14 protein-coding genes are annotated in these 18,568 nt (G+C 42.1%); 8 read left to right on the top strand and 6 right to left on the bottom strand.

All coding sequences use genetic code 11. From position 1 onward, the window contains the following. Both prmC and ABZB17_RS03685 read left to right on the top strand, forming a co-directional pair. The coding region (gene prmC / locus ABZB17_RS03680; protein ID WP_372648154.1) for a peptide chain release factor N(5)-glutamine methyltransferase at positions 1 to 927 on the top strand (927 nt) is incomplete at its 5' end. Positions 928 to 1,010: 83 nt separating this feature from the next. Then, positions 1,011 to 2,075 (top strand): endonuclease/exonuclease/phosphatase family protein, encoded by a 1,065-nt coding sequence (locus ABZB17_RS03685; RefSeq protein WP_372648155.1) that lies wholly within the window; start codon positions 1,011 to 1,013, stop codon positions 2,073 to 2,075. Here the strand turns inward: ABZB17_RS03685 and ABZB17_RS03690 are convergent. Next, positions 2,072 to 3,007, bottom strand: a complete 936-nt coding sequence (locus ABZB17_RS03690) for a bifunctional riboflavin kinase/FAD synthetase (RefSeq protein ID WP_372648156.1) — start codon at positions 3,005 to 3,007, stop codon at positions 2,072 to 2,074. The two genes, ABZB17_RS03685 and ABZB17_RS03690, sit on opposite strands and share 4 nt — an antisense overlap. A gap of 353 nt (positions 3,008 to 3,360) precedes the next feature. On the opposite strand from ABZB17_RS03690, the gene ABZB17_RS03695 reads away from it, so the two are divergent. From ABZB17_RS03695 to ABZB17_RS03705, 3 genes are read left to right on the top strand one after another with little or no spacing between them, the layout of a single operon-like run. Further along, complete coding sequence (locus tag ABZB17_RS03695) at positions 3,361 to 4,518, top strand: thioredoxin-like domain-containing protein (RefSeq protein WP_372648157.1); 1,158 nt, start codon at positions 3,361 to 3,363, stop codon at positions 4,516 to 4,518. Positions 4,519 to 4,533: 15 nt separating this feature from the next. Beyond that, positions 4,534 to 5,295, top strand: a complete 762-nt coding sequence (locus tag ABZB17_RS03700) for a UDP-2,3-diacylglucosamine diphosphatase (RefSeq protein WP_372648158.1) — start codon at positions 4,534 to 4,536, stop codon at positions 5,293 to 5,295. Positions 5,296 to 5,304: 9 nt separating this feature from the next. Beyond that, complete coding sequence (locus ABZB17_RS03705) at positions 5,305 to 6,387, top strand: 3-oxoacyl-ACP synthase III family protein (protein ID WP_163326130.1); 1,083 nt, start codon at positions 5,305 to 5,307, stop codon at positions 6,385 to 6,387. Between the two features lie 68 nt (positions 6,388 to 6,455). On the opposite strand, the gene ung is transcribed toward ABZB17_RS03705, so the two are convergent. Continuing rightward, on the bottom strand, positions 6,456 to 7,118 hold the full coding sequence (ung, locus tag ABZB17_RS03710; RefSeq protein WP_372648159.1) for a uracil-DNA glycosylase: 663 nt from the start codon (positions 7,116 to 7,118) through the stop codon (positions 6,456 to 6,458). Positions 7,119 to 7,246: 128 nt separating this feature from the next. On the opposite strand from ung, the gene rmuC reads away from it, so the two are divergent. Beyond that, positions 7,247 to 8,596 carry a DNA recombination protein RmuC gene (gene rmuC / locus ABZB17_RS03715; RefSeq protein WP_372648160.1) on the top strand — a complete coding sequence of 450 codons (1,350 nt, stop codon included), beginning with the start codon at positions 7,247 to 7,249 and terminating at the stop codon, positions 8,594 to 8,596. A gap of 213 nt (positions 8,597 to 8,809) precedes the next feature. Here the strand turns inward: rmuC and ABZB17_RS03720 are convergent, their stop codons facing one another. Next, entirely contained in the window at positions 8,810 to 10,153 is a 1,344-nt protein-coding gene (locus tag ABZB17_RS03720; protein ID WP_372648161.1) for a dihydroorotase, read from the bottom strand. Between the two features lie 270 nt (positions 10,154 to 10,423). After that, entirely contained in the window at positions 10,424 to 11,158 is a 735-nt protein-coding gene (locus tag ABZB17_RS03725) for a polyprenol monophosphomannose synthase (RefSeq protein ID WP_372648162.1), read from the bottom strand. A gap of 246 nt (positions 11,159 to 11,404) precedes the next feature. Here ABZB17_RS03725 and ABZB17_RS03730 point away from each other — a divergent pair, with 246 nt between their 5' ends. Together ABZB17_RS03730 and ABZB17_RS03735 are read left to right on the top strand one after the other, a co-directional pair. Further along, positions 11,405 to 12,961 carry a sigma 54-interacting transcriptional regulator gene (locus ABZB17_RS03730; protein WP_372648163.1) on the top strand — a complete coding sequence of 519 codons (1,557 nt, stop codon included), beginning with the start codon at positions 11,405 to 11,407 and terminating at the stop codon, positions 12,959 to 12,961. 73 nt (positions 12,962 to 13,034) lie between these two features. Then, positions 13,035 to 13,502: a GNAT family N-acetyltransferase gene (locus ABZB17_RS03735; RefSeq protein ID WP_303924647.1), complete on the top strand. Its 468-nt coding sequence runs from the start codon at positions 13,035 to 13,037 to the stop codon at positions 13,500 to 13,502. A gap of 497 nt (positions 13,503 to 13,999) precedes the next feature. Here the strand turns inward: ABZB17_RS03735 and ABZB17_RS03740 are convergent, their stop codons facing one another. Further along, complete coding sequence (locus ABZB17_RS03740; protein WP_372648164.1) at positions 14,000 to 15,388, bottom strand: efflux transporter outer membrane subunit; 1,389 nt, start codon at positions 15,386 to 15,388, stop codon at positions 14,000 to 14,002. 20 nt (positions 15,389 to 15,408) lie between these two features. Beyond that, on the bottom strand, positions 15,409 to 18,561 hold the full coding sequence (locus ABZB17_RS03745; protein ID WP_372648165.1) for an efflux RND transporter permease subunit: 3,153 nt from the start codon (positions 18,559 to 18,561) through the stop codon (positions 15,409 to 15,411). Positions 18,562 to 18,568: the final 7 nt, after the last annotated feature.

Below are 18,568 nucleotides of genomic sequence, written 5' to 3' on the forward strand. Positions count from 1 at the left end.
CGGGCCAGCTCGATACAACGAGCCATATATTTTTCTTCGGTTGTCATTTTCAAGGAAAGACTAAATTTGCAACAACAAAAGTACACAATGCAGAAAACTATTCAATATGTCAGGGCAGAATTGGCGGCGTTTTATCCCGAAACCGAAATTTCCGGATTTGTACAACTGATAATGAATAGCGTGTTGGGATTGTCATACACGCAAATGATTATTGAAAAAGACCGGGTGTTGGAAACCTTCGAATTAGACCGGATAAAAGCGATTGTGGAGCGACTTAAAACACACGAACCCATTCAATACATTCTGGGTGTTGCCGAATTTTACGGCTTAGAACTGAAGGTTCAGCCAGGCGTTTTAATTCCGCGGCCTGAAACCGAGGAGTTGGTCGATTGGATCTGTAAAACGGAAATTCCGGACTCTGCAAAAATCCTGGATATTGGAACCGGAAGCGGCTGTATTCCGCTGGCCTTAAAAAATGAACTGCCCGCTACAGATGTCATGGCTGTTGATGTGTCTGAAAAGGCATTGGCGATTGCTACTGAAAATGCAAAAAAAAATAAGCTTGATGTGTCATTTGATCGCGTCGATATTTTAACGTGGCAGGAACGTTCGTGGCTGCAATTTGATGTTATCGTTAGCAATCCTCCCTATGTAATGGAACGCGAAAAAAAACAGATGGAAGCTAACGTATTGGAGCACGAACCCGAGGTGGCTCTATTTGTAAGCGATACTGATCCGTTGATTTTCTATCGCTCTATTGCACAGTTTGCTTCAAAACAATTGAATGAAAATGGCTACCTGTTTTTTGAGATCAACGAAAACCTGGGAGACGAAATGGTGGCGCTTGTTAAACAATTGGGATTTAAGTCGATAGAATTACGTCGCGATTTGAACGGTAAAAACCGCATGCTCCGATGTCAAAAATAAATGATTGCTGCATCATGAAAATGAATTTTTAGCGTTAATTATTGCAAACGATTTTTTATTTTGCAGTTAACTAAATCAACATTTTGAGAAAAGCACTCCGTAACATATTGTTTCTTGTCAACAGTCTTTTTGCGCTGGCCCTCGCGGTATCCTACCTTTCGGTGTATATACCGCCCGATAAGTATTGGCTACCGTCGTTATTCGGAATGGCTTATCCGTTTTTGCTGGGTGGCAATCTTCTGTTTATTGTGCTCTGGATTTTATTTAAACCGCGCTACTCCCTGTTGTCGGTGACATTGGTGATAATTGGCTGGGGATATTTTACACGATTTATGCAGCTGAAAGGTAAAAGCAGCGAAGATGCAAATATTAAGGTTGTGTCGTACAACGTAAAACATTTTGTGGCCGACACCAGCGGAACGCAGAGAGAAAATGCAACAAAGATTATCTCATTTTTAGCCGATCAAAACGCCGATATTATTTGTTTGCAGGAAGCCCGATTGCGGAAGAACAACATTTTCAATCTCGCCCAAACAGTACAAGATCTTGAATCGATAAAACACTACCAGTTTGCGCGTTCGAGCACAAGTTATGGTTCGGTAACCATGACCCGCTATCCGATTTTAAACATGGGCGAAATACGATTTGAAAATTCCAGAAATATTACCATTTACACCGATGTTTTAATCGACTCGGATACGGTTCGTATTTTCAATATTCATTTACAATCCTACCACATCGACCCGACTAAATATTCAATTATTGAATCGCCGGGAATAAACGAGGAAAAAGACATTGAGGAAGTGAAAGAAATGGGAGCGAAATTTAAAGAGGCTTTTCAGTTGCGTGCTAAGCAGGTGCGCGAAATTCGTAAATACATCGATGAGTCGCCACATAACGTAATTGTTTGCGGCGATTTTAACGATACGCCGGTTTCTTTTTCGTACCACACTTTAGCCGATGGATTAACCGATGCTTTTGTTAATTCGGGGCAGGGAATAGGCCGTACCTACATCGGGAAATTGCCTTCGTTTCGTATTGATTATATTTTGCATGGCGACCGGTTTGAGTCATACAATTTTGAGACACTCGATTACCGAATGTCCGATCATTTGCCAATAAGCTGTAGTTTGTTAAAGAAAGACTAGTAGTCGGTAAGAAGCTGATGTGCTACCTGTTTATCGCTTTTCAGTTGCTCCACCAGCGCATCAATACCGGCGAATTTCTGCTCTTCCCTGATTTTGTCGATAAAAATCAGCGTAACAGCATTGCCGTACATATCGCCTGAAAAATCAAAGATGTTCACTTCAATACTTCGGTTGTCGGCATTGTTGTTAAAGGTTGGGCGCGTGCCAATGTTCAGCATTCCTTTATACTGCTTGTCCTCAATTTCAACTAAAACAGCATAAACGCCGTAGCCCGGAATAATTTTGTATTTATCCGAAGCCTCAATGTTTGCCGTGGGGAAACCCAGTTTGCGGCCCAGTTGCATGCCTTTTACTACAGTTCCGTGTAAAGTAAACTCGTAACCCAGGTATTGGTTGGCCTTTTTTATTTCGCCCGATTGCAGTGCAGCCCTTATTTTTGTTGAGCTCACTTTTTCGGCCTCAACCGAAAGTGCATCGGTTTTTTTAACCGTAAAATTGTTTTTTTCGGCACATGCCAACAGGTATTCGTAACCACCCTCGCGGTTTTTACCAAAGCGGTGGTCGTAGCCCACAACCAAACAACGGGTGCCTATTTTATTCACCAGAATGTCTTTTACAAAGTCGGTGTACGATAGCTCCGCAAATTCTTTGTTAAAAGGATAAATGATCAGGTGATCGACACCAAACTTTTCGAACAACTTAATCTTCTCCTCTTTGGTGGTCAACAAGCGAAGGCTTTTTTCGTTGGGCGAAGTTACAACCCGCGGATGAGGGTAAAAGGTAAAGATCACCGTTTCGCCATTCATTTCTCTGGCCAGTTGTTTTAGTTCTTCAACAACCGATTGATGTCCTTTGTGCAACCCATCGAAAGTGCCGATGGTTACTACAGGGTTGGTGGCATTAAAATCGTCGAGCGAATAATGGATCTTCACTGGTTTTGTATAAATGTTTTGCGCTACAAACCTATTGAAAATTTTAAAGCTATTAAAGCCGGTGTGCCGAATCGGGGTAAAATTATAGGCCGGATAAGACCTTTTTTAACCATTTTTCAAAAAAAAACTATAAAATCGGTCGTCGTAATTATGTTTTTGTAATTGCCTTTATTTTCAATTGAAACGATAAAAATTGTTATTTTCTTGGATTGCTATTTTCGATGTATGCAAAATTGTTAATTTTACGGCCTTTATACAATACGGGTATCATTGGTATAGTACTTAAGTTTAAAACCAATTTGCACGTTTACAATACCTTTTTGGTAGATTATCATTAATCAGATTAAAAAAACATGACGTACAGAGTTTTATTTTTTTTAGTAGCTGCCCTGCTTGTATTGGGTGGGTGTAAGAAAGAAAAGGAGTTTACAATCCGTGGTAAAATTACGCACGCCGAAGATCAGACTATTGTTCTGGAAGAATTGCATACTACTACGCTAAAAAAGATAGCAGAAACAAAAATCAATAAAAAAGGTGAGTTCGAGATTTCGGCAATGACCGGAATTCCTACATTTTACCTTCTGAAACTTAACGATCAGAGTTTTATTACACTTTTGGTTGACTCGGCAGAAACAGTTACTGTTGAAGCCGATGCCGCTAATTTCGATCGCGAATATAACATTGAAGGTTCACCGGGTTCGGAACAGGTGAAATTACTTGATTCGAAATTAAAAGAAACCCGTCATAAACTTGATTCGATCAGATCCTTGGATAATCTTTATAAGGGAAATCCGGAGTACGATAGTGTACGACCACGCTGGGCTGAAGAATACGATAAAATTGTTCAGGAGCAAATCGATTTCTCTACAAATTTTGTTCGCGAGAATCCTTTTTCAATGGCCAGTGTTTTGGCGCTTTATCAAAAGTTTGGTGTCGATGATCCATCATTTATTGTTCGTGATTTACAGGTAATGAAAACTGCTGCTTCGGCTTTAAATTCGATTTACCCAAAATCGGAACAGGTGCAGGCGCTTTATAACAATACATTGCAGATTGTTCGTGAAAAGCAGTCGGCCGATATGAAAAAGTTTATACAGGAACAAGGCGACAACAGTCCTGACATTGTTTTGCCCGATCCGACCGGAAACGAAGTGGCGCTTTCGTCGTTACGCGGCAAAGTTGTTTTGCTGCAGTTTTGGGCAGCTGTCGATCGTGCTTCGCGGATTCAAAACCCGGTAATGGTTGAAGCTTACAATAAATACAAACGTAAAGGTTTCGAGATTTACCAGGTAAGTGTTGATGTTAACCGTGCCGAATGGGTGGATGCTATCGATCAGGATAAACTAAACTGGATTAATGTTGGCGACATGGAAGGAAGCAGACTCGCTGCAGCTGTTTACAATGTTCAAAGCGTTCCGTTTAACTATTTGCTGAACAAAGAAGGCGAAATTGTTGCCAAAAATCTAAAAGGGCCGGCTTTGGATAAAGCACTGGCTCAACTTCTCGACTAGTATAAAACCGGTAATTTGACACAAAAACGGAAAATATATTTCATCTCCGATGTACACCTTGGTGCACCGGCACTAAATAACAACCGGGAACGCGAGTTGCTATTCGCGTCATGGCTCGACAATATTCGCGACGATGTTGAAGAACTCTACCTGATGGGTGATATCTTCGATTTCTGGTACGAATATAAAAAGGTGGTTCCGCGCGGGTTTACTCGAATTCTGGGGCGACTTGCCGATCTTACCGACAAAGGAATTCCGGTGCATTTTTTTACGGGAAACCACGATATGTGGGTATACGACTACCTTGCCCAAGAGACGGGGATTAAAGTTCATCACGATTATATCATACGCGAAATACACGGAAAACGGTTTTTCTTGGCGCACGGCGATGGGCTCGACGCATCGGATAAAGGATATATTTTTCTGAAAAAGATATTTACCAATACTACCATGCGATGGCTTTTTTCGAGGTTGCACCCGAATTTTGCATTTCATATTGCACATAAATGGTCTGCATCCAGTAGGTTATCAAATGCGGATTATGACGAAGATTTTATGGCAAATAAAGATGGAATGTATAAATTTGCCGCGGATTTTTTACAGACAAATCCAATAGATTATTTTGTTATGGGGCATCGGCATAAGCTGGTAAACGAGAAAATGAATGAAAATAGCCGGTTTATTATACTTGGCGACTGGATAAAAGCGTTTTCATATGGTGTGTTCGATGGCGAGAATTTTGAATTAAAGACATATAAAGACGAAGCGAAAGCTTAACAGCGAATTATGGCAAAGCAAATATATACTAGAATTATTGGTACCGGAAGTGCGCTTCCATCTCAGATAATTAAGAATACACATTTCTTGAAGAATGAGTTTTATACTCCATCGAAAAAAAAGATTGAGGATAAAAGTAATGAGGAGATTATTCACAAGTTTCAGGAGATTACCAATATTGAAGAGCGACGCTACATTGCCGACGATTTGGTGACTTCAGATCTTGCGGCTATGGCGGTAGAAGACGCTTGCAAATCGGCCGGAATTTCAATGGAAAGCCTCGATTTTATTATCGTTGGACATAATTTTGGCGATATCCTGCACGGAAATGTGCGCACCGATGTTTTGCCAAGTTTGGCCAATAAGGTGAAGATGAAGCTGCACATAAAAAATCCTACATGCATTTGCCATGATGTGGTTTCGGGCTGCCCGGGATGGACACAGGGAATGATTACCGCTGATGCCTACATAAAAAGTGGCTTTGGAAAAAGAGGCGTTGTTGTTGGTGCCGATGTGCTGTCACGAATTTCCGATCCGCATGACCGTGATTCGATGATTTATGCCGACGGAGCAGGAGCAACAGTTGTTGAAGCTATTGAAAGTGAAGAACCTGTTGGAATTCTGTCTCACTCGAGCCGTTCTGATTCAGTTAAATATGCCAATCTGCTTACTTTGGGCGAATCGGACAATCCTGATTACGAAAGCGATGAGTTATTTATAAAAATGTCCGGTCACAAATTGTATGTTTATGCCATTACAACCGTTCCCGGTGTGGTAAAAGACAGCATTGAAAAAGCAGGACTGGAATTAGAAGACATAAAAAAGATTTTTATCCATCAGGCAAACGAAAAAATGGATGAAGCAATTTTATCCGGTGTCTTAAAGTTGTACGGTAAAAAAGAAGCGCCTGAAGGAATTATGCCAATGAGTATCCGCGAATTGGGAAATTCTTCAACCGCTACTGTGCCAACTCTTCTTGATTTGGTATTGAAAGGAAAAATGGAAGGCCACGAAGTGAATGAAGGAGATTACACCATTCTTTGTTCGGTGGGTGCAGGAATGAACATCAATTCCATTGTTTATAAGTGGTAAGCGACACACTCTATTATATTTAAAAACCGATTCGTATTTTGGCGGATCGGTTTTTTTTGTGCCCTGTTTTACCAGTTGATAGGTTCCAGTCCTTTTGAAACAAGAAACTCGTTGGTGCGGCTAAAATGTTTGTTGCCAAAAAATCCGCGGCTTGCCGATAGTGGCGACGGATGCACCGATGTTAGCACAAAATGTTTCTCCTGATCGATAAACTTACTTTTGCTGATGGCATAATTTCCCCACAGCAGAAAAACCACATTTTCTTTTTCCTGGTTTATCTTTTCAATTACAGCATCGGTAAATTGTTCCCAACCCTTTTTTTGGTGCGAAGCTGCCTGGTGTGCACGAACCGTTAAGGTGGCATTTAACAACAAAACGCCTTGACGCGCCCAATCGGTTAAATCGCCGGTTTCAGGAATGGGTTTGCCCACATCGCTGTTCAACTCCTTAAAAATATTCCGCAAACTCGGAGGAAACGGAATACCGTCGTTCACCGAAAAACAAAGCCCATGCGCTTGCCCCGGTCCGTGGTAAGGATCCTGCCCGATGATAACCACTTTTAACTTATTGAACGGACACTGGTCAAAAGCATTAAAAATAAGTTTGCCGGGAGGATAAATACGCTGCGTATTATATTCCTCGCGAACAAATGCGCTTAACTCCTTAAAATAATCCTTTTCAAACTCTTCGTTTAACTGGTTTTTCCAGCCTTCTTCAATTTTAACCTCCATAAAAATCGTGTAATTATCTCCTAAAAATAGAAAAATTAACTGCCCTAAAAATTCAATAAACTATTTTTTCTCGTCAGCCCTTGGGCTTCTTTTCATTTTTGTATTTTTAAAACTCAAATAAAATAAAAATGGAAATTATTTATCTGGTTGCAGGAGTGGTAGTTGGTGGAATTGTTGCATTTCTTCTCCTGAAATTGAAAGCGCAAAGCGGGCAGGCCGATGCCGGGAAATTGCTTTTTGAAAAGGAAAGTGAGTTTTTAACACAAAAGGCTGAAATTGAAAAACAGGGGCTGGTTTGGCAGGAGCGTTACAATGCACTAAAAACCGAAGCCGATGAGTGGAAGACAGAATTACAGGCTTACCGCGAAGAAAACAAGGCATTGAATGTACGACTAGAGAATGCCAAAGTGCAGTTTAAAAACCAGGAAGAAAAATTAAGTGAGCAGAAAGAGGAACTGGAAAAAATTCAGAAGAAATTTACGCTGGAGTTTGAGAACGTAGCCAATAAAATATTGGAGAAAAACAGCGAGAAATTTACGGCTGCTAACCAGAAAAATATTAGTGAGGTATTAAATCCACTTAAAGAAAAGATCCATCTTTTTGAAAAGAAAGTAGATGACACCTATAAGCAAGGTTTAAAAGATCAAACTGATTTAAAAGCGGAGCTGAAAAAACTGTATGACCTGAACAACAAAATAAGCGAAGAAGCCAACAACCTGACCAAAGCCCTAAAAGGCGATGTGAAAAAGCAAGGTAACTGGGGCGAAGTTGTATTGGAGCGTATTCTCGAACGATCGGGATTGAATGAAGGAGAACAAGGCTACCAAAAACAATTTAGCGATATGACAGAGGAGGGCAAACGTATTCAGCCCGATATTGTGATCAACCTGCCGGATAACAAACACATAATTGTTGACTCGAAAGTGTCGATGATTGCCTATGAACGTGCCGTTAATGCCGAAAACGATGAGGATAGAGTGAAGTTCGTAAAAGAGCACCTGTTGAGTTTGAGAGCGCATATTAAAGGCCTGAGCGAAAAACATTATCAAACGGCGAGCAAGTTAAATTCGCCTGATTTTGTGTTACTGTTTATTCCAATCGAAGCGTCGTTTAGCGTGGCTATTCAGGAGGATCAGGAACTGTTCTCTTTTGCCTGGGATCAGAAAGTGGTGATTGTTAGTCCGTCGACCTTGCTGGCCACTTTGCGTACCATTTCATCCATTTGGCAGCAGGAAAACCAAACCCGTAACGCCATTGAAATTGCCAAACAGGGTGGGGCGCTTTACGATAAATTTGTGGGATTTATTATCGACATGGAAAACATTGGCAAAAACCTGGCAACCACACAGAAGACCTATGAATTGGCGGTAAATAAATTGCATACCGGTGCCGGTAACCTGGTGCGTCGTGCAGAGAACATTAAAAAGCTGGGAGCAAAAGCTACCAAAGAACTACCGCAAAAAATGCTGGAGGAGTAGAGCTTTCTCGCAGGTTACGCAGAATATCCGGTTTAAAATAGCGAAAAGTAAAGTCATCCGCCATTCGCAATTTCATTAACGGAAAAAGGTGATTTCCAATGAAGAAACCACCTTATGAATGTGTGACTTATTTAACGAATAAGTCGTGCAATCATAAACGTATAATTACGAAATAGGTTTATCGCGGGAGAATATTTTAGAATGATTCTAAGGCTAGTAATTAAACGTAACTGCCTGTCCGTAATTTGGATGAATGATCCGGTTATTGTCGTACACTTTTAGCCCATTTACAAACGTGCTTACTACCTGATTCGAAAACTCAGTTCGCTCAAATGGCGCCCAACCACATTTGTATAGAATATTCTCTGGTGCAACAATCCAGCTTTTATTCGGATCAACCAAAACAAGGTCGGCAAAATAACCTTCGCGAATGTAGCCACGTTTGTTTACGCGGAAAAGATCGGCCGGAGCATGACACATTTTCTCAATTACTTTTTCTATTGAGATAAATCCTTTTTTGCTTAGTTCGAGCATGGCAACCAGCGAGTGCTGAACCAGTGGGCCGCCTGACGGAGCTTTAAAGTACGAGTTATTCTTTTCCTCCAAAGTATGCGGGGCATGGTCGGTGGCAATTACATCAATTTTATCGGCCAGCAAGGCTTCCCAAAGTGCTACTTTATCTTTTTCGCATTTTACTGAAGGATTCCATTTTATGCGCGTTCCGTAATCGATATAGTCGCGCTCATCGAACCACAGGTGATGAACACAAACTTCGGCTGTAATTTTTTTGTCGCTTACTTTTCCCGGCGAAAAAAGACTCATTTCCTTTGCCGACGAAAGGTGCAGAATATGCAAACGTGTATCAAATTTCGATGCAAGTTCAACCGCTTTCGACGACGATTTATAACAAGCTTCGTCGCTGCGAATGTGGCAGTGGCGCGAAATGGGTACGTTTTCGCCGTAACGATGGCGTGCAATTTCGATATTGGCTTTTATGGTCGCTTCGTCTTCGCAGTGGGTGGCAACCAAAGTTGGAGCATTTTTAAAAATCTCCGATAAGGTTGCATCGTCGTCAACCAACATATTTCCGGTTGAGGAGCCCATAAAAACTTTTATACCGCATACTTTTGTCGGATCGGTTTTCAGTACTTCCTGCAAATTGTCGTTGGTGGCACCCATGTAAAACGAATAGTTAACTGCCGAAACTTCAGCAGCCCTATCGAATTTTTTTTGCAATTCTTCTTGCGTAACGGCTTGCGGATTGGTGTTGGGCATTTCCATATAGGTAGTAACTCCACCGGCAGCGGCGGCCTTACTTTCAGTTGCTATTTCTCCTTTGTGGGTTAAACCCGGCTCCCGAAAGTGTACCTGGTCGTCAATTACTCCGGGTATCAACAAAAGCCCTGTCGCATCAATAACTTCGGCGTGACTGGTATCAAAATCGGCGGGGACTGTGTGAGGAAAGACTTTTTCTATTTTTTCACCATCAATTAAAACACTTCCTTTAAATTTTAATCCCTCGTTTACTATCGTTGCGTCTTTAATCAGCGTTTTCATTTCCCCTCGATTTTTGATTTATCACAAAGTTACTAAAATACGCCGAGACCCTTCCTGTCTGCACGCCACGAAATTCAGCAACCTTTTGTCAAACGTTGTTTGTAGCTCATTGTTCACATTCGGGAGAGAATTGTGCACAATAAAAAAGACTGCACCTGGCAGCCTGTATAATATTTTGATTTGATAATATCGATTAACGAATGTCGATTTTAGATGGGTACTTTTTAATGAAAGTCACCTTCTAAAATCGTTAATCATCATTCATAATTTTCATTTTGCTCTTTCGTATTTCCGAAAGAAGCTGTGTAACTTCATTTTTAATACGCCCCAAAGTGCTTCGTTAAAAATACCACCGCTCATTTTCGATGTCCCTTCCTGGCGGTCGGTAAACACAATCGACACTTCCTTGATATTAAACCCAAATTTGTGGGCTGTAAATTTCATTTCAATCTGGAACCCGTAACCGATCAGTTTTATTTCGTCGAGGTCGATGGTTTCGAGCACTTCCCGTTTCCAGCATACAAATCCTGCGGTGGTGTCGCGCACATTCATTCCGGTAACAATACGCACATACATCGATGCAAAATACGACATCAGTACACGGCCAAGGGGCCAGTTTACCACATTTATTCCTGTAATATAGCGCGAACCAACAGCCACATCAGCACCATTATCAATAGCATCAAAAAGCCTGAGCAGATCATCAGGGTTGTGCGAAAAATCGCAGTCCATTTCGCAAATTGCCTCATAACCTCTTTCCAGTGCCCACTTAAAACCGGAAATATAAGCTGTGCCCAAACCCAATTTCCCTTTTCTTTCCAGAATATGGAGTTGCCCCGGGAATTCATCCATAAGGCCTTTAACAATGTCAGCTGTTCCATCAGGCGAATTATCTTCTACAATCAGCAAATGAAAAGGCTTTCCCAAAGAAAATACCTTGCGGATCATCTTTTCAACGTTTTCCTTTTCGTTATAGGTTGGAATGATTACTAAATTCTTTGACACTTTTCTGGAGTATTTGAATATAGTAACGAAAATACGGTTTTTGGATGAAATCTAAATCGTTTAGTAATCAATAATACATATGGAGTATTGATGAGTGTTTGATAAAATATATGGCAGATGGCTTTCTAAAAGATGATAAAAGATTAATAAAGTGTTAAAATGATTCAAAAGAAATACAAAAGCTTACAGTTATCTATATTATTAGTGAAATTTGTTGATGTCGAATAGGTGAATAATAGCTTTTCTATGGAAATTAAATGCAGAAAGGGCGGTGAAGAATGTTATGGTCTGTGTGAAATGACGCTGCTTTTTGATATAAGTCAGCGATTAATTCAGAGCAAACAATTCAAAAATGACTTGAATACCATTGTAAAAATGGTGGCAGAGTACCTTGGTGCCGAACGCTGTTTTTTAACCATTTTAAACCGCGAGGACGAACATATTTATATGGAAGCTGCCTATGGTGTAAATACCAGCCAGCAGGCTCGGGCGAAATATAAACTGGGCGAAGGAATTATTGGGAAAGTTGTTGAAATGGCGCGGCCTGTGGTGGTTGAAAAGATATCTAAGTCATCGTTGTTTTTGAACCGTACAAACCAGGAGCTTTACAAAGACGGTAAAGAACTAACCTTTGTGTGTGTGCCGGTTATTGATGAAGGAAGAGTTACCGGAACATTAAGTTTTGCCCGCGTTTATAATCCCTATATCAGTGTTGATGAGGATACACGGCTACTGTCGATTATTGGTTCGATGGTGATACGCGCAACCTTACACCGCCAGGAAAGACTGGAAGAACTGGAGACGCTGAAGCAAAAAAACCTGGAGCTGGAAAGTAAGATTTCAGGGCAAAAGCATGTGAATATGATTGGGAATTCGGGGAAAATGCGCGATGTATTTTCGCTGGTTCAAATGGTTGGAAAAACCAGTTCAACCGTTCTTATTCGCGGAGAAAGTGGTGTGGGTAAAGAACTGGTGGCCGATGCCATTCACGAAGCCAGTACCCGGAAAGGAAAAAACTTTATAAAAGTAAACTGCTCGGCCTTGCCCGAATCGCTGATTGAGAGCGAGTTGTTCGGACACGAAAAAGGTGCTTTTACCGGTGCCGACACCCAACGAAAAGGCCGTTTTGAGCTGGCCAACGGTGGCACTATTTTCCTGGATGAGATTGGCGATATCCCCTTGTCGACCCAGGTAAAACTTTTGAGGATGATCCAGCAGCGCGAATTTGAGCGGGTAGGAGGTACACAAACCATCAAGTCGGACGTACGGATTATCTGTGCAACCAACCGGAAACTCGAAGAAATGATCGAAAACGAAGAGTTTCGCGAAGATTTGTATTACCGGATTAATGTTTTCCCGATTTATATTCCGTCGTTGCGCGAGCGCCGCGATGATATTCCGCAGCTGGTTGATCATTTTATTGGCAAATTCAACAAAGAGAACCAGACAAAAATTAAACGAATTACCACTTCTGCACTCGATATGCTGATGGTTTACAAATGGCCGGGTAACATTCGCGAGCTGGAAAACTGCATTGAGCGGGCGTGTATTTTAAGTACGGATAACGTGATTCACAGTTATAATTTACCACCGTCGTTGCAAACAGCTCATTCGTCGAATACCAGCTCGAAAGGCGGCATGATGTATACCGTTGAGCAGGTGGAGAAACAATTGATTCGCGATGCACTAACATCAACCAAAGGAAATATTACCAAAGCTGCCGAGGAGTTAAGAATAACCGAACGGATGCTGGGCACGCGCCTGAAAAAATACGAAATTGATGCGTGGAGGTACAAAGTTTAATGCGAGAATGCTTAAATTCGTTAATGCTTAACTATTATCGCATTGAAGCAATTAATAATTAAAGCATTGTGATATGGAAAAGAAACTCATTCAGGTTGATTTGCAAAATCCCGTTCATTGCGAGCAGGTAGTTCATCTTTTAAATGATTACATGGAAGATGAAATGGGAATTCGCGAATCGATGCCCGAAGGTCTTGGCCCGAAAATTATTGAAGGCCTGAGACGGCACTCGGCATACATGGGTTTTTTTGTTTGCATTGGAGATGATTTTGCAGGGTTGGCCAATTGCAACCTGAATTTTTCAACCTGGAAAGCCAGTCCGCTAATTAATATCCACGATTTAATTGTGTCGCCCGATTTCCGGCAGCAGGGAGTTGGTCTGTTTCTGCTAAAAGGCATTGAAAAATATGCCGAAGAAAACGGATACTGCCGCATAAACCTCGAGGTCCGCCACGATAATTTTAAAGCCCAAAACCTATACCGCAAGGCCGGATTTAAAGAATGCGAACCCAATAATTTCTTCTGGGAAAACAAGCTTTAGGAGAGTTAGAATGTTAGCGTATTGGAATATTAGAATGTTGGAATGGGCTGATTCCGGATACTAAAAATTTGTAACTCTTTTTACTTTTGCCTTTTCACTTTTACCTTTTTCCTTGAAACCAGTAGTGGTCTTATGATATTATTGTTAACTGCAAAGAGGGCCACTTTTTTTTAAGAATGCATCTATTTGCACTTACAAGCGGGCATTTTTTCAAGAAAACACTGCCCTTTGCAGTTATAAGTGGCCATTTTTCCCGAAAAATGCTGCCCTTTGTAATTAAAGGAGGTCATTTTTGCAAAAAAGTGCATCCCTTTGCACTTATAATCATACATTTTTTCAAAAAAACAGGGCCCTTTGCATGCAAAGAGATGCGTTTGGGCAAAAAAATGCTGCCCTTAAACTGCAACAATATACATTCTCGGAAGAAGGGAAGACATAAATAAAAAAGGGCCATCCGTTTCCGAATGACCCCTTTGCTGAATTTATTTGTTGCTTTTTTATTCCCATCCGCCACCAAGTGCGCGATACAGCGATACCACCGCATTTAACTGCTGCACCTTGTCGTTAACATCGCTCAGTTGTGCATTCAGCAAGCTTTGTTGTGCATTTAAAACTTCGGTGTAAGTTGCCGAGCCGTAAACCAGCAATTCTTTGGTGTAATCAACCGATTTCTCCAGGGCATCCAGTTGTTTGTTACGCAGCTCGATCTTTTGCATCGACGCGTCGTACATGCTGAGCGCATCGTTCACTTCGGCACCGGCATTCAGTAATGTACTTTTAAAGTTTAGCAGTGCCTCTTCCTGTTGTGCTTTGGCAACCTCCAAACGTGTTTTGTTGGCCCGTTTATTAAAAATGGGTTGAACCAAACCACCCACAAAATTGGCGGCAAACGATGCCGGATCAAACAGATCTTCAAACGCCAGCGACTCTAAACCTGCATGTGCCGTAAGTGTAACCGATGGGTAAAAGTAGGCTTTGGCACTGTTGGTCATGTGGTAGGCACTAATCACACTGTATTCGGCTTGCATCACATCAGGGCGTTTATCCAAAAGTTCGGCCGGCACACCAACTTCCAGCAGTTCATGTGCTTGCTGATCTTCCAGTTTACCGCGTTCTACTTTTCCTGGAGTCCGGCCCAACAAAATACAAAGTGTATTTTCGTTTTCCCTTATTTGCTGTTCAATATCCGGAATCGTGACTTCTGCGGCATAACGTGCAGCTTCACTTTGTACAACCGCAGCACCCGTTACACTGCCACTTTCTTTTAGTGCTTTTATGGTCTCAACCAGTTCGGCACTGTTTTTTATCGTTTCTTTTGTAATCGCCAGTTTGGAATCCAGCGCTAGCAAGCTGTAGTACACCGACGCAATGTTGGCAACCAAACGTGTTTGTACTGCTTTATGTGCGGCATCGGTTGCCAGGTAATTGGCATAAGCCGACTTTTTTGCGTTGCTCAGTTTTCCCCAAAAGTCGATTTCCCAGCTACTTTGCAAAGCTATCTGCGATGCGTTGTAATGATCGGGGCCATTCGGGCTGGTTGATTCTGAGTTTTTTACGTAAGTGTAACCGGCTTGTCCCGATAACGAGGGCGCCAGTGCAGCTTTGCTTTGAAAAAAGTACGACTCGGCAGCAACAACACGCTGAACTGCGGCTTGCAAATCAAAGTTGTTCTTCAATCCTTCGGCTATTAAACTGTCAAGAACCGGGTCGTAAAACAGGTTCTGCCAGCTTTCGTTTACCAGGTTGCTTTCGGCAGTCTTTGCTTCTCCGTACAAACCGTCGGTCAGCTCCTGGCTTCGCTGGTATTGATTTGTTGTACTACACGCACTGATCAACACCGAAACAAGGGCAATCAGTAGTATATTTTTTATTGAATTTGTCTTCATATCTAATCTTTTCTAGCGGATTAACCCAAACTATTCATTTCTGAAATCTCTTGCAATTCCTTCGGTTTCTTCACTTTTTCTTCCAAAATCTGGAAAACCACGAACATGGCCGGGATAACCAAAATTCCAATCAAAGTACCGATAAGCATACCACCCACAGCACCGGTTCCAATAGAACGGTTACCGTTGGCACCAACCCCGGTACCGATCACAAGCGGAATCAATCCAACAATAAATGCAAACGAAGTCATCAAAATCGGGCGAAGTCGGGCAGTGGCACCTTCAACCGCCGATTCGATGATCGACATGCCTGATTCCCGTCGCTGTCGGGCAAACTCCACAATAAGAATGGCGTTTTTTGCCAGAAGCCCGATAAGCATTACCAGCGAAATTTGCAGGTAAATGTTGTTTTCAACTCCCATTAAGCGTGCGAAGATGAACGAACCGGCAATACCAATTGGCAGTGAAACAATTATTGAAAGTGGCATAATGTAACTTTCGTACTGCGCTGCCAGCAGGAAGTACACAAAAATCAAACTCAAAATAAAGATGATAATGGTTTGATTACCGGCATTAATCTCCTCGCGCGTAATTCCCGAGAATTCATAATCGTAACCGGTTGGCAGATGTTCTGCCGCCACTTCGCGAACAGCGTCAATGGCATCTCCCGAGCTAAAACCCGGATTGGGACTTCCGGTTACCGAGATTGCCGTATACATATTAAAGCGGTTGATGGATTCCGGCCCATAAACTCTGGTAAGTGTTATGAACTCTGAGATAGGGGCCATTTCGCCGGTTCCTGTGCGTATTTTAATGTTGTTCAAATCTTCAGGATTACCACGATACTGCGCTTCCGACTGCACCATTACACGGTACTGCTTACCAAAGCGGTTAAAGTCGGATGCATAATAGCCGCCAAAATAACCTTGCATGGCCGATAGAACTGAACTTACCTGCAGCCCGGAACGCATACATCGTGCAGCGTCAACATCGATACGGTACTGCGGGAACCCGGTATTAAATGCAGTACGGGCATACTGAATTTCGGGCCGCTGATTTAATGCTCCAAGGAAACCGTTTGCAATTTTTTCAAAATCATGAATTTCACCTCCGGTTTTGTCTTCAAGCTTCAGTTCGAAACCTCCGGTAACACTAAAGCCCGGAACCATCGGTGGTGAAAAGATAATAATACGCGCACCTTTAATTTGAGCTGTATGCATGTACAGTTTTTGTACAATGCTACTCAAATCCTGACCTTCTCCTTTTCGTTCGTTAAAGGGTTTCAAACCGGCAATAATCATGGCATACGGACTTCCCTGTCCACCCAAAAATGAGAATCCGGTAATTACAGATCGTCCATTAATTTCGGGTACTGTTGCCAAAATTTCGTCAATCTGTTGCGCAAGTTCAGCTGTTTTTTCAGCCGATGTTGCCGGTGGCATGGCAATGTCGACAAACATCCGACCGGTATCTTCTTCAGGCACAAAACCTGTTGATGTGGTATTCATCAGGTAAGCGAGCAATCCAACAAAAATTACGATCAATCCTCCGGCTACCCATTTCCTGTCGATAAAAAAATGGGTTACCTTTTTATATTTTCCGGTCATGGTTTCAAAAGCCGTGTTGAAAGCCGTATAAAAACGTTTCATCACTCCTTTTTTGCTTTTTTCTTCTTCGCTGTGTGGTTTAAGAAAAAGCGCGCAAAGTGCCGGACTTAAGGTAAGTGCGTTAATGGCCGAAAGTATAATGGCTACGGTAAGTGTAATACCAAACTGTCGGTAGAAAACTCCGGTTGTTCCGGTAATAAAGGTAACAGGAATAAACACTGCCGCCATTACGAGAGTAATTGATACAATTGCTGTTGAAATTTCGTTCATCGCCGAAATTGCAGCGTTTTTTGCACTTCTTGCTCCCGAGTCGAGCTTGGCATGCACCGCTTCCACCACCACAATGGCATCATCCACCACAATCCCGATGGCCAGTACCAGTGCGAACAAGGTAAGTAGGTTAATGGTAAACCCAAATAAATTCAGGAAGAAAAAAGTACCAATGATTGATACCGGAACGGCGATTGCCGGAATAAGTGTTGCCCTGAAATTTTGCAGAAACACAAATACAACAATAAATACCAGTATAAATGCCTCGAGCAGGGTGTGCAATACTTTTTCGATTGATGCATCGAGGAAATCGTTGGTGTTCATCAGCACCAGGTAATCGACTCCCGGTGGAAATGATTTTGAAGCTTCTTCCAAAGTCTGTTGAGCTTGAAGAATGACGTCGCGGGCATTCGAGCCGGCAGATTGGAATATCGCCATACTGATTCCCGGCTGTCCCTGGGTTTGATTCATCATTGTATAATCGAGCGATCCCAGTTCTACCCGGGCTATATCTCCAAGTCGCAATACATTACCGTTTTCGTCTGATTTTATAACAATATTCTCAAACTCTTCGGGTTGTGTAAGTTTTCCACGATACCGGATTACATACTCAAAACTTTGGTCGTTTTCGCTACCAAAACGTCCGGGAGCGGCTTCAAGGTTTTGCGAATTCAACGCAGCTACCACATCCGATGGCATTAAGTTGTAACCCGACATAATATCAGGTTTTAACCAAATACGCATCGAGTAGTCTTTCCGGCCAAAAACCAGTGCTTCACCTACACCATTAATACGCTGCACCTGTGGCAGCAAGTTAATTTTTGCGTAGTTCTGCAGGAAGGTCTCGTCGTATTTCCCGTCTTTACTATAAAGCGAAAATACCATTAACATGTTATTCTGGCGCTTGGCAGTAATAACACCGGCACGTGTAACTTCGGCAGGTAGAAGTGCATTGGCACGGGCTACCCGGTTTTGCACGTTTACTGCAGCCATATCCGGATCGGTACCTTGCTTAAAGTAAACTTCAATGGTTGCGCCACCTGTGTTACTCGCTGTTGAATTCATGTAAATCATGTCTTCAACGCCATTGATCTGCTCCTCAAGCGGGATAACCACACTGTTTAACACCGTTTGTGCATCGGCACCGGTGTAGTTGGCTGTTACCCGAATGGTTGGCGGAGCAATATCGGGGTATTGCTCGATGGGCAAAGTGGTGATTCCCAGTATTCCGAGAATTACCAATAAGATTGAAATAACGGTAGAGAGAACCGGTCTTTCTATAAATTTTCTAAACATACTTTTT

The sequence above is a fragment of the Draconibacterium sp. genome (genome assembly GCF_041583095.1).
Classification (GTDB): Bacteria; Bacteroidota; Bacteroidia; order Bacteroidales; family Prolixibacteraceae; genus Draconibacterium.